Source organism: Hirschia maritima DSM 19733 (assembly GCF_000378345.1).
In the GTDB taxonomy this organism is placed as follows: domain Bacteria; phylum Pseudomonadota; class Alphaproteobacteria; order Caulobacterales; family Hyphomonadaceae; genus Hirschia; species Hirschia maritima.
In genome coordinates this window covers 241,691-255,990 of sequence record NZ_KB899545.1, presented here as the reverse complement: position 1 = coordinate 255,990, position 14,300 = coordinate 241,691, and the positions used below count along the sequence as shown (strand labels likewise).

Annotated in this window: 20 protein-coding genes and 1 tRNA gene; 3 read left to right on the top strand and 18 right to left on the bottom strand. The window is 45.0% G+C overall.

All coding sequences use genetic code 11. The features are described 5' to 3' along the window. Nucleotides 1-77 precede the first annotated feature (77 nt). Nucleotides 78-407: an iron-sulfur cluster insertion protein ErpA gene (erpA, locus tag F551_RS0106625; RefSeq protein ID WP_018996709.1), complete on the top strand. Its 330-nt coding sequence runs from the start codon at nucleotides 78-80 to the stop codon at nucleotides 405-407. Nucleotides 408-436: 29 nt separating this feature from the next. On the opposite strand, the gene F551_RS0106620 is transcribed toward erpA, so the two are convergent. From F551_RS0106620 to F551_RS0106585, 8 genes are all read right to left on the bottom strand, one after another. After that, nucleotides 437-1,060 (bottom strand): VTT domain-containing protein, encoded by a 624-nt coding sequence (locus F551_RS0106620; protein WP_018996708.1) that lies wholly within the window; start codon nucleotides 1,058-1,060, stop codon nucleotides 437-439. A gap of 128 nt (nucleotides 1,061-1,188) precedes the next feature. Then, nucleotides 1,189-1,815, bottom strand: a complete 627-nt coding sequence (locus F551_RS0106615) for a hypothetical protein (protein ID WP_018996707.1) — start codon at nucleotides 1,813-1,815, stop codon at nucleotides 1,189-1,191. Between the two features lie 192 nt (nucleotides 1,816-2,007). After that, nucleotides 2,008-2,085 (bottom strand) — tRNA-Pro (locus F551_RS0106610). Between the two features lie 140 nt (nucleotides 2,086-2,225). Beyond that, a complete protein-coding gene (locus tag F551_RS16360) occupies nucleotides 2,226-2,807 on the bottom strand; it encodes a MerR family transcriptional regulator (protein ID WP_018996706.1) in 582 nt (193 codons plus the stop codon). 3 nt (nucleotides 2,808-2,810) lie between these two features. Further along, complete coding sequence (locus F551_RS0106600) at nucleotides 2,811-3,119, bottom strand: integration host factor subunit alpha (RefSeq protein WP_026296693.1); 309 nt, start codon at nucleotides 3,117-3,119, stop codon at nucleotides 2,811-2,813. A gap of 104 nt (nucleotides 3,120-3,223) precedes the next feature. Further along, the gene (locus F551_RS0106595; protein WP_026296692.1) at nucleotides 3,224-4,210 is read right to left on the bottom strand and encodes a beta-ketoacyl-ACP synthase III; all 987 of its coding nucleotides are present in this window, start codon (nucleotides 4,208-4,210) and stop codon (nucleotides 3,224-3,226) included. 3 nt (nucleotides 4,211-4,213) lie between these two features. Continuing rightward, complete coding sequence (plsX, locus tag F551_RS0106590; protein ID WP_018996703.1) at nucleotides 4,214-5,281, bottom strand: phosphate acyltransferase PlsX; 1,068 nt, start codon at nucleotides 5,279-5,281, stop codon at nucleotides 4,214-4,216. A 59-nt stretch (nucleotides 5,282-5,340) separates the two neighbouring features. Further along, entirely contained in the window at nucleotides 5,341-5,898 is a 558-nt protein-coding gene (locus F551_RS0106585; protein WP_018996702.1) for a ubiquinol-cytochrome C chaperone family protein, read from the bottom strand. Nucleotides 5,899-5,968: 70 nt separating this feature from the next. Here F551_RS0106585 and F551_RS0106580 point away from each other — a divergent pair, with 70 nt between their 5' ends. Beyond that, entirely contained in the window at nucleotides 5,969-6,436 is a 468-nt protein-coding gene (locus tag F551_RS0106580) for an outer membrane protein assembly factor BamE (RefSeq protein WP_018996701.1), read from the top strand. A gap of 49 nt (nucleotides 6,437-6,485) precedes the next feature. Here F551_RS0106580 and F551_RS0106575 read toward each other — a convergent pair whose 3' ends face one another. The 9 genes from F551_RS0106575 to glyA form a co-directional block, all read right to left on the bottom strand. Next, complete coding sequence (locus F551_RS0106575; RefSeq protein WP_018996700.1) at nucleotides 6,486-6,920, bottom strand: hypothetical protein; 435 nt, start codon at nucleotides 6,918-6,920, stop codon at nucleotides 6,486-6,488. A 106-nt stretch (nucleotides 6,921-7,026) separates the two neighbouring features. Then, nucleotides 7,027-7,998 carry a thiamine-phosphate kinase gene (gene thiL, locus F551_RS0106570; protein ID WP_018996699.1) on the bottom strand — a complete coding sequence of 324 codons (972 nt, stop codon included), beginning with the start codon at nucleotides 7,996-7,998 and terminating at the stop codon, nucleotides 7,027-7,029. A 30-nt stretch (nucleotides 7,999-8,028) separates the two neighbouring features. After that, nucleotides 8,029-8,517, bottom strand: coding sequence for a transcription antitermination factor NusB (nusB, locus tag F551_RS0106565; RefSeq protein WP_018996698.1), 489 nt, complete (start codon nucleotides 8,515-8,517; stop codon nucleotides 8,029-8,031). Beyond that, nucleotides 8,518-8,961, bottom strand: a complete 444-nt coding sequence (gene ribH / locus F551_RS0106560; protein ID WP_018996697.1) for a 6,7-dimethyl-8-ribityllumazine synthase — start codon at nucleotides 8,959-8,961, stop codon at nucleotides 8,518-8,520. It abuts the gene before it with no gap. 3 nt (nucleotides 8,962-8,964) lie between these two features. Then, on the bottom strand, nucleotides 8,965-10,089 hold the full coding sequence (ribB, locus tag F551_RS0106555) for a 3,4-dihydroxy-2-butanone-4-phosphate synthase (protein WP_018996696.1): 1,125 nt from the start codon (nucleotides 10,087-10,089) through the stop codon (nucleotides 8,965-8,967). Between the two features lie 7 nt (nucleotides 10,090-10,096). Further along, complete coding sequence (locus tag F551_RS0106550) at nucleotides 10,097-10,711, bottom strand: riboflavin synthase (protein WP_018996695.1); 615 nt, start codon at nucleotides 10,709-10,711, stop codon at nucleotides 10,097-10,099. A gap of 91 nt (nucleotides 10,712-10,802) precedes the next feature. Next, nucleotides 10,803-11,480 (bottom strand): RibD family protein, encoded by a 678-nt coding sequence (locus tag F551_RS0106545; RefSeq protein WP_018996694.1) that lies wholly within the window; start codon nucleotides 11,478-11,480, stop codon nucleotides 10,803-10,805. Beyond that, a complete protein-coding gene (gene nrdR / locus F551_RS0106540; RefSeq protein WP_018996693.1) occupies nucleotides 11,477-11,950 on the bottom strand; it encodes a transcriptional regulator NrdR in 474 nt (157 codons plus the stop codon). The genes F551_RS0106545 and nrdR overlap by 4 nt, the downstream gene beginning before the upstream one ends. 74 nt (nucleotides 11,951-12,024) lie before the next feature. Next, nucleotides 12,025-13,320, bottom strand: a complete 1,296-nt coding sequence (gene glyA / locus F551_RS0106535) for a serine hydroxymethyltransferase (protein WP_018996692.1) — start codon at nucleotides 13,318-13,320, stop codon at nucleotides 12,025-12,027. Nucleotides 13,321-13,543: 223 nt separating this feature from the next. Between glyA and F551_RS0106530 the strand changes: the two genes are divergently transcribed. Further along, complete coding sequence (locus tag F551_RS0106530) at nucleotides 13,544-13,972, top strand: MucR family transcriptional regulator (RefSeq protein ID WP_018996691.1); 429 nt, start codon at nucleotides 13,544-13,546, stop codon at nucleotides 13,970-13,972. A gap of 51 nt (nucleotides 13,973-14,023) precedes the next feature. Here the strand turns inward: F551_RS0106530 and F551_RS0106525 are convergent, their stop codons facing one another. Next, the gene (locus F551_RS0106525) at nucleotides 14,024-14,278 is read right to left on the bottom strand and encodes a DUF6898 family protein (RefSeq protein ID WP_018996690.1); all 255 of its coding nucleotides are present in this window, start codon (nucleotides 14,276-14,278) and stop codon (nucleotides 14,024-14,026) included. Between the last annotated feature and the right edge of the window lie 22 nt (nucleotides 14,279-14,300).

The window sequence follows — 14,300 nt, the reverse complement described above, 5'->3', positions numbered from 1 at the left end:
CTACATTATGCCTTATAGGACCAATTATAATCTTAGATTAATATTGGCACATCTTTTAAACGAGTATGGTTACGAATATGCAAGACAAAGTCGTCATCACTGAATCAGCAGCTGACCGCATCAAAATTATCCTTGAAGACCAAGGCAATGCATCCATGTTGCGCATTGGTGTACTTGGCGGTGGTTGTTCAGGTTTTTCATACACGTTCGACTTTGCCAATGACACAAATGAAGACGATCTTGTGTTCGAACGAGATGGAGCCAAGGTCGTTGTAGATGAAACAAGCCTGCCTTTTCTTGAGGGTTGCGAGATTGATTTTGTCAACGAATTGATCGGTTCATCTTTTAAAATCAACAATCCAAATGCTACCGCGTCTTGTGGATGCGGGACAAGCTTTTCTGTTTAAGGTTGCATGCAAAACTAGTTATATGAGCATTAATTTGTCGTTTTGCTAACCTGCTCATCCTCATGGACGTGTCCAATTTCCTCTTCCAATGGCGAAGTGGGACGCAATTTTATACGTAAGTACTGCCCACCAACAACCAAGACGACCAAGCCTAATGCAATGAACGGCAAATACTTGTGAGCTTGCTCACCAAACACTTCGCCAAAGACGTAAAACAAAGCAAAAGCCAGAAGAATATAGACCAAGCCGGAGAACACGACAAAGAACGAAAACTTGTCAAACGGCGCTTTGAAAAAGCCTGAAGCGACATAAAACGGTATGCGTGTACCAGGCACAAATCTTACAACCATCAAGCTTTTTGCCAAATGGTTCACAACATTATCTCTTGCTTTTTTTACACTCGGCTTATCGGCGTATTTCTTAGCCCATTTGTGTTCTAACGCTGCGCGGCCCGCCCAATACTTCCACAAATCACTAAGTGAGAGGCCGAGAAGAATTGCGACACCTAGGAGTATAGGCTCACCAAGCCCTGCAACAGCTGCCGCTGCAGAGCCCAATACTGCCGCATCTTCCTGAATAAACGGAAGAATTACAAAGCAGGCGTATATGCCCCAAGGGTATACTTCAAAAAAAGAGAGTAAGGACTCTAACATCGTGCCACCCGTAAACAATGCCCAAAGCAATTGGCACTTCTGGACAGTGTTCGCAAGTAATTTCACCTTGAATGCGTCAATAAATCATATCTTTTGATTGACCTTAAATTCTCTTTCGAATTTATAGATTACCCCAAAGCTGGAGAAAAAGTTATAAGAACGGTGTCGGTAAATACATATGGATTTCCTGCCTGCATGCTTGAATTCTCAATAACCGATTTATAACTTCTGCGGTCTGCATGATGCTCGGAAGCATGTAGAAACACAAAAAAACCAAATTGATATTCATCCGATGCACACCCATTTTCTCCCAAGGTTTGCCCAGCAGTTGAATACCTCATTTGCGCTCCATCGATTACGTAGTTATCCCCACTGACTTTGCCCTCAGTGTTAGGCGCAAAGGTTAGATCAAACGAAGGTCCTATTTCATACGTCACAAAATCATCTAATTCGGCGTTTTGCAGCGTCGGAAAAATACCATTTGCAGCATTTTGGGTCTCAAACCTCATGTCGAATTCTTCGGTACTTACTTTTAAACAGGCAGAAGGCGTCGCATCCATCCCTGCAGCCCCTTCGACTGTATAAAAATCCCCCCCATCATAGTGGAACATGACATCAGAAAACTTGCTCACAGAAATTGTTTCAGGTTCAGTTTGTACAGTTAATCCAACTGAAATTGATTGCACACTTTCTTGCGCGAAAGATTCTCCAACCAAGGCCAACAAAGCTACACCAGACAAAATACCGAATTTCATTTCTTTTTCTCTCAACTTGCTCAGCAATCTGAAAAGATAATTAAGCTCGTTCGGTGACGTCTTCATCATTCAAACTAGGTATGCACGCGAGTAAAAGAACAAAGCGATGCACAATAATTGAAACTTTAGGAGAAATAGGAGTCCGGCAAAGATGAGAAACATACATTCCTCAGTAACCCTGCATGCTGAAAATGGTCGGAACGGCAGGATTTGAACCTGCGACCCCTCGCCCCCCAGGCGAGTGCGCTAACCGGGCTGCGCCACGCTCCGACAAATCAAGTCAGCTCTTATAAGCTAGCCCTTGGAGACTTGCAATCAAAACTCGTCTAATTTTCGATACTTCACACATAAAAAAGCTCTGCATTCCAATACGAAAATACAGAGCCATTCTTTAAATTCAGATCCGCGCTTTAGGATACCTTACGAACTTCATCCAATCGTGATTTTAAACCTGTAAGGTCTTGCAACAAACGATCCAAACGCTCTCTTGGCACATCTGCTTCACCATCGGTTTCTGCTACCGCCTTGAAAGCACCACCTTCAACAGCGTTTCTAACTACATCTTGTAGGTCACGAACAGATTTTCCAGCAGCAACAACAGGCATTGTCATTCTCTCTTCATTTAGCAACTCAGCAACCGGCGTTGTTTCCAAATACCGTTGAGCACCTTTGATCGTCATTCCACGCTCATGAAGTAGAATCTGAATTGCCCGAACCGTCAACATATCTTCCGGGCGATAAAAACGCCTACCATCGGGTCTTTTCATTGGTGATATCTGCGAAAACTTTGTTTCCCAAAAGCGCAACACGTGCGTTTTAAGACCCAACTCCTTCGCTGCCTCACCTATTGTACGAAAAGCTTCTGCTGATTTACGTTTTAGCGCACGAGCTTTTGAGACTTTTCTGCTCTCATCACGGCTAGAAACAACATCTGAAGTTTGATTTATCTCAGCCAAATCATCATGGATGATCTTCGCAGCGATTGAACTCATTCTTTATTCCTTTGAAGCGAGCGCGGATTCCACACGACGACGCATCAAAGGAGATGGTTTAAACGTGACAACGCGGCGCGCGGTTATAGGGGCTTCTTTTCCTGTTTTAGGATTACGCCCGACCCGCGCATTTTTGCGCCGAACTACAAAATTTCCGAAACGTGCTAGCTTTACAGAGTTATCAGAGACCAGTTCTTCACAAACCATCTCAAGGACTCTCTCTAGATAATCACTAGAGTCTTGCCTGGTGAGGCCTACTTCCTGCACCAATGCATCAACGATATCTGCTCGAGTAATTGTCTTTTCAGTCACGCCAGCCGCTCCAAGTTTATGATTCAACATAACCCGAGATGCTGACTTTGTTAAGTGTGTTTACATCAAATAATGAACGATTACATCTATTTACCATTCATTAATTAAAGTCGAAACAGCGCAGCACCCCAAGATAACCCGCCACCAATCGCCTCGATTAGTACCGAATCACCCTTTTTCAGTTTGCCAGATTTGTTCAGCTCATTTAGCGCGAGAGGAACAGATGCGGCAGAAGTATTTCCGTGGGTAGCTACTGTAGATACGATTCGATTTTCTTCAACACCTAGATTTCTTGCAACGGCGGAAAGAATTCGTTGGTTTGCCTGATGAGGAACAATCCAATCAATAGCTCCCAACTCTAACCCAGCTTCACCTGCTACCACTCGCACTGATTCAGAAATCTTATTTACAGCGTGTTTAAACACTTGATTTCCAACCATGCGTAAATGGCCGACTGTTTGAGTTGAAGATGGCCCACCATCAACGTGTAACAGATCAACATAGCGCCCATCAGTGCGAAGGTGAGCACCTAACACTCCGCTTTCACCTGCCTGCTCTGCGTCTTGTCGTTCTAGAACCACGGCTCCTCCGCCATCACCGAACAGCACACACGTGCCGCGGTCTGACCAATCTATAATACGAGAAAAAGTTTCCGCACCGATCACCAGCGCGCGCTTAAACTGCCCACGCGCTAGGTAATTATCAGCTGTCGCCATAGCAAACACAAATCCAGAGCAAACAGCTTGGATATCAAACGCAGCCCCTTGTTGAATGCCTAATTTAGCTTGAATGATTGCAGCTGTCGCCGGAAATGTTTTATCCGGTGTAGCTGTAGCACATACGATTAGATCAATATCATCTGCAGAGACGCCAGCATCTTCCATCGCTTTTAATGCTGCTTTTACCCCCATATCAGAGGTCAACTCACCATCAGCCGCAATATGTCTTGATTTGATCCCAGTACGTTCAGTGATCCATTTATCATCGGTATCGACCATTTTCGACAAATCTTCATTCGTCAAAACCCGTTCTGGAAGATATCCCCCAATACCCGTGACTACGGAGCGAAACTCTGTTTGATTGGTACTCAATTTTTACTCAGCCGCCTCAGTATCAGTCTGATTTTTCTTCTCGTTTTCTTCCACAACTTCTTTAAGCTGAGCAAGACGTGGCTCTATGAATTCAGCAAAGTGGCAGCTTCCCATATCAGCCGCAACGCGAATTGCCTTTTCATAACCGTATGCGTCGATACCGCCGTGACTTTTAACGACAATACCTTTCAGACCAAGGAAAACTGCCCCATTTGATTCCCTAGGGTCAATTTTACTCTTTAGACGCTTTAATGCAGGTGCCGCAAGGGCAGCCCCTATCATTCCCATTAAATTCGATTTGAAAGCGTCCCTCATAAACTCGGCTATAAGCTTCACCGCACCTTCTGCAGTTTTTAAAGCAACGTTTCCAGTAAACCCATCTGTTACTACAACATCGGCTTTTCCAAAGGAAATATCATTCCCCTCAACAAAACCGGTGTAATTGATAGTCACTTTGGGGTCATTGAGAAGTGAGGCCGCGTAACGCAGAGCATCATTCCCCTTCATATCTTCAGACCCGATGTTAAGTAGACCAACACTTGGGTTTTCTTTATGATGCACGGCTTTCGCAAATGCCTCACCCATGATCGCAAACTCGGCGAGTTGCTCTCCATCGGCAGTAATATCTGCTCCTAAATCCAGCACAGCACTCATACCGTTTTTAGTCGGCCAACTCGCACACAAAGCTGGACGATGGATACCTTCCATAGTTCGCAATATTAGCTTGGCCATAGCCATCAATGCGCCTGTATTTCCAGCAGAAACAACAGCAGATGCTTCTCCTTTTTTTACAGCTTCGATAGCGCCCCACATCGAGGTGCCCTTGCCCTGCCGCACAGCTTGAGCAGGTTTTGCATCCATGGACACACTTTTTTCGGTGTGACGAACTTCAGAGTTGTTTTTTGCAAATTGTGTTGCATCCAAAAGCGGCTTTAGAATCGCCTCATCACCAAATACAAGAAAACGCACATCCTGATTTGATTTTGCAAACAGATCCAGTCCCGCGACGACCATTTGCGCGCCGTCATCGCCGCCCATGCCATCAATGGAAATGACTTGAGTTTCAGTCATTAAATTTGCCCATACTTAACTATTGTTTCCTGCCCTATTAACACGTCTAACTAAGTTAGCTAGTGCTTGGGTGCCCAAAGTGAAACTTCTTCTGAGGATGCCCATTGAATTTTGCCACTCAACAGATCTTCCTCTGATTGCCTTGTAAAATTAGACACGGCCTCTTTTGCATATTTCGCCAATACAGCAGAAAACTCTTCATTGAGCTCCATATTGCGCACAATTGCATCTTTCAACGCATCTTCCTCATCGGAGGCAAGCGCATCGTCATAAGCTTTAGCGCGCCCATAAAAGGATTCACCTATCACACGGACTTTCTTTCCAACTTTAAGATCTCCTGTGCCGATCTCACGCAGAGCATCATCAAAGCCAGAAAACAATTCATTGAATGTATCCTGAGCAAGGTCGTTTCCGGCATCTCCACACTCTCTTAGCCGACGAAATAACAAAGCTGCATGAATGGACACAATCTCAAACCGTCCGGCAAAAGAGTCGCCAACTTTACCATCTCCAAAGAAAGCTGGCTGAAGCGATTGCTCCATTATTGAAATGTGAAGCCCCTCTGGAATGGCTTTTAATGCTTTTTTTCCCAGAAAAATACTTTTCAGCAGTCCCATTTGCTATACTCCGCTTGCCAAACAACACCTCAACCCGTTACCACAGTATCGACGAGTTGGAGTTCCTCATATGGTGAAGTTTAAGATTTTAACAGCCTGCGCAGCAATTCTTGCGTTAAATGCCTGTCAGGCTTCTCGCAATTTTCATGGCTATCTGCCTGATCAGGTTTTACCTGCAGACATCGAACCATCAGTTGATACGCGCTCAACTGTTATTGCGCGTTTAGGGTCGCCGTCAACAACAAGTGTCTTTGATGATAGCCTTTGGGTTTATATGTCAGCCACGCGTGAGCAGTTGACTTACCACCGTCCGAAGGTCGTCAGACGCAATATTGTGGCAATTCAATTTGATGAAGAAGATCAAGTTACCGATGTACTCACATACGATATGGATGCGGGTGAAGTCATAAACTATGTATCTCGGGAAACGCCTACACGTGGTCGCGAGCTGGGCATTCTTGAGCAATTGTTTGGAACAATAGGAGCAGGTCTACCATCTGGCCTAGGTGACGATGAACGCAACGGACCAGGTTCGTAAGAGAACGTACAAAATTAAAGTCTAAATAATCTGATAAATGACTACAATGCTAGCCAAGCTCTTGGCTAGCAACTTGAAGAAATGTGATTGAAGTGAAAGCTTTTTCACCCAATTCTTTGTTCACTGAATCAACAAATAGTTTTTCAGCTTTTTCTTCATCGATGCGTGAGTAATTGCCTTTTAAGTGCACACTCTTCCGGTGTGCCGCCCGAAGAACAACATCGCGCACAATGTGTGCCTTCTCACGGTAATCCCAAACACCTTTGCCATCGGCAACCAACATACGTGCATTTACATAGAGATAGTTGATAATTTCACGATCTTTATCAAACACGGGGAAGACCATCGCATTGAGTTCAACAGAACGATTGATCTCTTTTTCTTCTTTCTTGTTTGCATCGCCAGCTGCATATGCAGATTGCCCGCTAGCTGAAACGGCAAGCCCAAGGGCACAAATTGCAAGAAATTTTGAAAAGCCGCGCATTAAAGTCTCCTGATAGCTCTCCATAGGCTAAACAAGAGAAGTTTAAACTCCGTTATTGGAATGAGTTATTTTGAAGGCAGTTTAATTTCCAACTATTGATGATCAATCACAGATGAGACCAGCCGGTTTTTGCGGGCTTCACTCGCTGCCCATCACTCATCTGTACAAAAACACCCTGCCCAGCTTCAATATGCCCGATACAGGCAAGAGCTATTCCTGCCCCCTTCGCTGCATTCAATATCTCAATTCTTTTTTCAGGAGATGCAGTGAATAGACATTGATAATCATCACCGCCTGTATAGAGGTCAAGCTTGCTGAATTTTCCCAATTTCAAACACGCCTGCGCGGCTTCACTAAGTGGCACATCATCGCCATTCACTACAGCAGACACGTTGGACGTTTCTGTAATATTGCCAAGGTCAGCAAGCAAACCATCAGATATATCTGCACTGCCCATCGCATATAGAGAAATAATTCTCGCAATCTCGCCATCAGGCAGTTCAGGCACCCGATACTTCCAAGCCAACAGCGCTTTATCTTCTTCGCAAACATCTTCCAAAGAAGATTTAGCCGCCCTCAGCCCAAGCGCGCCATCGCCTATTGTGCCCGTCACCCATATTTCATCACCAATTTGAGCGCCCGACCTAAGAATTGGACCTCGTTCAGAACAATGACCTAAAAGGGTCAATCCCACAGTCATCGGCCCCGGAGTTGATGTTGTATCTCCGCCCAATAACGAAATATCCCAAAGTCTAAGATCAGCTTTCAAGCCATCCGCGAACTGCTGAACCTGTGATGTCTTTCGTTCTTTGTTCCAACTAAGTGTTAAAACGGCCGACCAAGGTACTCCGCCTTTAGCCAGAACATCAGAGACGTTTACCCGTACCAATTTTTGAGCAACAGATTCGAGTGGGTCATCCGGTAAAAAATGGACACCCTCCACAAGAGTGTCCGTCGTAATGATCAATTTTCGGCCTTCTGGAGGCTCTACAGACGCAACATCATCTTTCAACGCATAAGCATTTGGCGACGTCACAAGCGGTGCGAAACAAGATTTGATAACATCAAACTCATTCATAATACCGCCTCCTGATCAAATGGATTTCAACTACTCACTTCCACGCACGTCTTCACGTACATTTTCCAGCAATCCATTAATAAAACGTGGTTCAGCATCGTCAAAAAATGCGTGGGCAATCCCAACATATTCATCCAGAATAATTTGAGCTGGCAAATCATCACGTTTCATCAATTCGAAAACACCAGCTCGCAATATAGCGCGCGATGTTGCATCAAGACGTTCAATCTTCCAGCCATCAGCCAAACGTTTTACGATTGCAGTATTGATATCATCCAACGCGCCAATAACGCCCTCGACGGTATCGCGAAAGATTTCCGGATCGGCAGCTTCGATTGGCTGACCTTCATCATCAAGACCGATTCCGTCTTCACAATAATCATCAATCACAGAGCGCCCAGAGCGTCCTGTTTGTTCAATCTGATACAACGCCTGCACAGCAGCTAGTCTTGCCCCTGAACGGCTAACTTTACGAAGTTTTCTTGCAGCGTCTTTATCCAAGGCTGGTTTACTCGTCATCTACACATCCACATCAGAGAAGTGACGCGATAAATTCACCATTGCGGTTACTGCATCGACAATCTCTTGACCTTTATTTTTTTGTTTTCGGTCGGCCCGCACCCAAGCTTGATCCTGGTTCTCTACAGTCAGAATTCCAAAACCAATTGGCGTGCCTTGGAGCGAAATATCCATCATTGCACGCGCGCTTTCTCCACATACGTAATCATAATGAGATGTTTCGCCACGCACGACACACCCTAGCCCGACATAGCCATCAAATTCGGCCGCTTCCATTGCCATTCGAATGGCGGCCGGGATTTCGAAAGCTCCCGGCACTTCAATCGTTTCGTAGGTTGCACCTGCACGATCCAATGCTTCTTCAACACCGGCTTCCAACTCAAGCACAATTTTCTCGTAATAACGTGAAGTCACGATCAAGATGTGTGGGGAAATATCGCTCATAATCTATTCGTCTCCAGAAAACGCACGCCATCCCTCTACCGACAGACCGTATCCGTCAAGTCCAGGAAGTGAAGAAGGTTCATGGTTGCTCATCACGATCATACGGCGAACACCGAGATCTTTTAGAATCTGAGCCCCTATCCCATATTCACGCAATGGAGCGGATGGGTCAGGTTTCCCATCATCGACACCGCCTAATTGCGTCGCTAGGTCGGCCTTGGAGCCCATGCGCACAAAAACAGCAACACCATTTTCGTCAGACTCACTTAAAGTTTTTATCGCTTTTTGTACGGCGTCTTCACGCCCACCAGCTTGTCCTAGTACATCGGTTAGGAAGTCAACGCGGTGAACACGTACGAGCGTCTGCTCATCTCCAGAAATACGCCCTTTCACAAGAGCAACATGTTCTGTGTCATCGATTGTGTTCTTAAAGACGATCAAGCGAAATTCGCCGCCATGAGCGGATTTAAAATCAGATTCTATGCGGCGTTCAAGGAAACGGTCTTCACGGCGACGATACGCAATCAAATCTGCGATAGTACCAACCTTCAGGCCGTGCAATTGAGCGAAGGAAACAAGTTCTGGCAATCGAGCCATCGAACCATCATCATTCATAATTTCACAAATCACACCAGCTGGATAAAGTCCTGCCAAACGCGAAATATCGACCGCAGCTTCAGTGTGCCCTGCACGTACAAGAACACCACCATCTCTAGCAACTAGTGGAAATACGTGTCCTGGAGATACAATATCATCCGGACCTTTAGTCGGATCAATCGCAACTGCAACAGTGTGAGAACGATCGTGCGCTGAAATACCAGTCGTTACACCTTCTTTTGCTTCGATCGAAACTGTAAAGGCCGTCTGCATGCTCTCACGGTTTTCACGCGCCATCATATCTAGATCCAGACCACGTGCACGATCTCTGTTCATCGCCAAACAAATCAACCCACGACCATATTTGGCCATGAAATTCACCTGATCCGGTGTCGCAAACTGCGCAGGAATAATTAAATCCCCCTCATTCTCGCGGTCTTCTGCATCCACAAGAATATACATTTTGCCATTACGAGCATCTTCAATGATTTCTTCAATCGGGGAGATTGCTGTTGAAAAATCTTCAGCCATTTAATTCTTATTCCTTACCAAGCATACGCGCGACGTACCGTGCGAGCATATCTGCTTCCAGATTCACTTTGCGACCGGGTGACATCTCACCAATTGTAGTAACTTCCCAAGTGTGAGGGATAACCGCAACTTCGAACCAGTCTATACCATTTTCTTCGCCGACGGCAGCCACCGTTAGGGAAACCCCATCAATTGCGATCGAACCTTTTTCTGCAACATATTTAGACAACGTCTTTGGTAAAGCGAACCGGATGCGTCTTGAGCCACCTTCAGGGGTGACAGAGATAACCTCACCAACGCCATCAACATGACCAAAAACAAAATGTCCACCAAGCTTATCGCCTAAAGCCAAGCTTTGCTCGAGGTTAACTTTCGTGCCCCCGATCCAACTGCCTAATACAGTCTTGTCTAATGTTTCTTGCACCGCTTCAACATCAAACCAACAACCATCTGCATTCTGATCAAATGCCACGACTGTTAGGCATACGCCTGAATGCATGATGGAAGCACCCATCTCAATGTCACTCACATCATATGAGCTTTCAACACGAAAACGACGCACGCCATTTTCATCTTTAACATCTTCAATACGGCCTAGATCAGTGACGAGCCCTGTAAACATTCCGATGCTTTCTTTGAAACTAAAAAATATGCCTTACAAAGGCTTCTACATTCATTTAGGTGCAGTGCAATAGTTTGTCCAATTGCTAGGCCTAAAGTTTTTTAGAAAAGCTTTCCCAAACATCTTTTCCGCAAACCTCTAATCGGGTTCTTTCCCAGTCAGCGACCTCATTCAATTGCTCTATTCCAAGAGATGCAAGACAGGGTATTCCATCACCTCCAATAATCATGGGTGCGCGAAACCATTCAACTTTGTCGACATGTCCACCCTTCAAGAATGATGCAGCCAACTTGCCTCCACCTTCCAGAAAAATCGAAGAAATCCCCTCTTCAGCACATCGCGTCAGCAGAGCACGAATAGACACACCTCCACCTGGCGCAATAGCCAGGCTCCAAACATCGACACTTTTTGCAACAAAAGGAAGCTCATCGTCTTCTTCAACATGAAGGCCTGAGACTAAAATCGTTCGATATTGTTTTGCTGTCTCGACAATCTTATGAGTCAGAGGCGTTCGCAGACTGCTATCAACAACCATACGCGTTGGCTGCACCTTTGGTTCAGGGTCAATTCGGGCAGTCAACATGGGGTCATCGGCTAATGCAGTGCCTGAGCCGACAAGCACGACATCATGCTCCGCACGCAATTGATGCACTATTTGGCGTGCTTCAGTTCCCGTGATCCATTGGCTCTCACCTGTAGACGTCGCAATACGTCCATCAAGTGAAGTTGCTAATTTTAGCGTAACTTTTGGAAAGTCTACTTCACTCATTCTTTATCCGCATCACCAAGTTTTGCAGTGTGCTTTTCAATGAAACGGGCAAAATCTGATGGATTTTTAAAATCACGATAAACAGATGCGTAACGCACATATCCAACAGGATCCAAAGCAGATAGAGCTTCCATCACAAGCTCACCAACTTCAACCGAAGTCACCTCTTCCTCGGTTGAACTTTCAAGACGCCTAACGATACCAGAAATCATCTGATCAATTTGTTCTTCGTCTACCGGACGTTTTTGAAGTGCAATCTTAATCGATCGAGCTAATTTTTCACGATCAAAAAGAGCTTTTTTTCCATCTCTTTTGGAGACCATTAAGTCTCGCAATTGAACGCGCTCAAACGTCGTAAATCGTCCACCGCAAGTCTGGCATGCGCGACGACGACGAACTGCCGTATCCTCTTCAGCAGATCGACTATCACGTACAACTGTATCGCTCGACTGACAAAAAGGACAACGCATGCCTGCAACTCCTATTCTTATGCCGCTTCAATGATCCCACTGAAACGGCCAAACTACTATTTTCGGTCTTAAGCTTATTTACCTGCGATTGGACCGTCATAAATTGGGAAACGCGCCGTCATTTCGATAACTTCACCTTTCACTCTTTCCTCAATAGCGCTTGAGTCTTCTCCAGATGCAACAGCATCTACAATTTCTACAATCCAACGACCTACCTGCGTGAACTCTTCAACCCCGAATCCGCGTGAAGTTGCAGCCGGTGACCCAACACGTATTCCAGATGTTACCATTGGAGGCGCTGGATCAAAAGGTACACCGTTTTTGTTACAAGTAATGAAAGCACGCTCCAGCGCTTCCTCAGTATCTTTTCCGGTTACGCCTTTGGGACGAAGATCTACAAGAACCACGTGAGTATCGGTGCCCCCGGAGACGATGTCCAACCCACCTTCTTTTAATGCTGATGCCATCGCTTGTGCGTTATCGATGACTTGCTTGGCATACACCTTAAAGTCAGGAGACAATGCTTCACCGAATGCAACAGCTTTACCTGCGATTGCGTGCATCAATGGACCACCCTGAATACCTGGGAAGATAGCAGAGTTAACTTTCTTTGCTATGTCAGCGTTATTTGTGAGGATCATTCCACCACGAGGACCACGCAATGTTTTGTGTGTTGTCGTTGTGGCTACATCTGCAAATTCAAGTGGGTTTGGGTGCTCACCTGCAGCAACAAGCCCAGCAAAGTGCGCCATATCCACCATGAAAAAGGCGCCAACTTTATCTGCAATTTCACGAAATTTAGCAAAATCAATTTGGCGCGGATAAGCAGATCCACCAGCAATAATCAATTGCGGTTTGTGCTCAAGAGCTAATTTTTCAACTTCTTCAAAATCAATTAAGTGGTTGTCTTCACGTACACCATATTGAACCGCGTTAAACCATTTTCCAGATTGGTTTGGTTTCGCGCCGTGAGTTAAGTGACCACCTGCGGCAAGGCTCATCCCCAAAATCGTGTCACCCGGCTTGATCAAAGCTTGAAACACACCTTGGTTTGCTTGCGAACCTGATGATGGCTGTACGTTTGCAAATTCACAATTGAACAATTTCTTGGCGCGGTCACGTGCAAAATTTTCTGTGACGTCGACAAATTCACAACCACCGTAATAACGACGGCCCGGATACCCTTCTGCGTATTTATTTGTCAGAACAGTACCCTGCGCTTCTAAAACAGCGCGAGATGTGATGTTCTCAGAAGCAATCAATTCAATCTGTTGAGATTGACGCCCAAATTCATCCTGAATGGATGCAAATACTTCAGGATCAGACTCTTTAATTGATTTTGTGAACAAGCCTTTTGCAGACGATGTCATATGATTCTCCAAACTCGCATGATTTCTTTTCAGACCACGTAAGGCTTCATACTGAAATTGGCAAGATTTCAAGCAAAACTATGCAGAATTGCTCATTACAGAAAATAAATTTCATTTACTTCGAAGTAATGGGTTATATTCTAAACTAATACTTGAATTTTATTAACTTATTTGGCAGTGAACTTTTAAAATGCTTATAAAAGCGCGTATATTGGTAGAATAAATGACAGACGAAATAGAAAATAAAGTCCTATCTCAAAACGAAATCATGCGAATGACGTCAACAATCGTATCTTCATTCGTTTCGAACAATCCAGTTCCTACTGATAACTTGCCTGATGTAATCAAGTCAGTTCATGCGACAGTTTCAAATCTAGCCAGTCCAGTTGAGACAAAAGCAGATGAGCGCCCAAAACCTGCAGTTCCAATAAGCAAGTCTGTAACTGAAGAGTACATTATTTGTCTTGAAGATGGCAAAAAGCTAAAAATGTTGAAGCGTTACTTACGCTCACGCTACGATATGTCACCTGACGACTACCGCAGACGTTGGGGGCTTTCTGCAGATTATCCTATGGTTGCTCCTAGCTACACAGCAAGAAGATCGGAATTTGCAAAGAAAATAGGCCTGGGAAAAGGTGGCCGTAAAGGCTAAATTTCTTCAATTAAAAAAGCCAACCTTCGGGTTGGCTTTTTTGTATGCGAACTAGATAACAATTCCTCGTCGAGAATCTCGGCTTTTTTTACCAGCATTCTTTTCATCACTGCTTGACGCTGTACCGCTTAATTTTCGCCGAACATAGGCAAGCTTGCGGCGCGCAATCAAAGTGATTTCTGCTTCGGGAGTGTTTACAGGTGCGATAAACGATACTTCCAATCCGTCCCCCGCATCCACAGCGCGCACTTCCATCGCCTTTCCTACTTGATTAAACTCAAGATACATTTGTGAAGAACCAGACATTCTCTACAATCACCTAATCTAA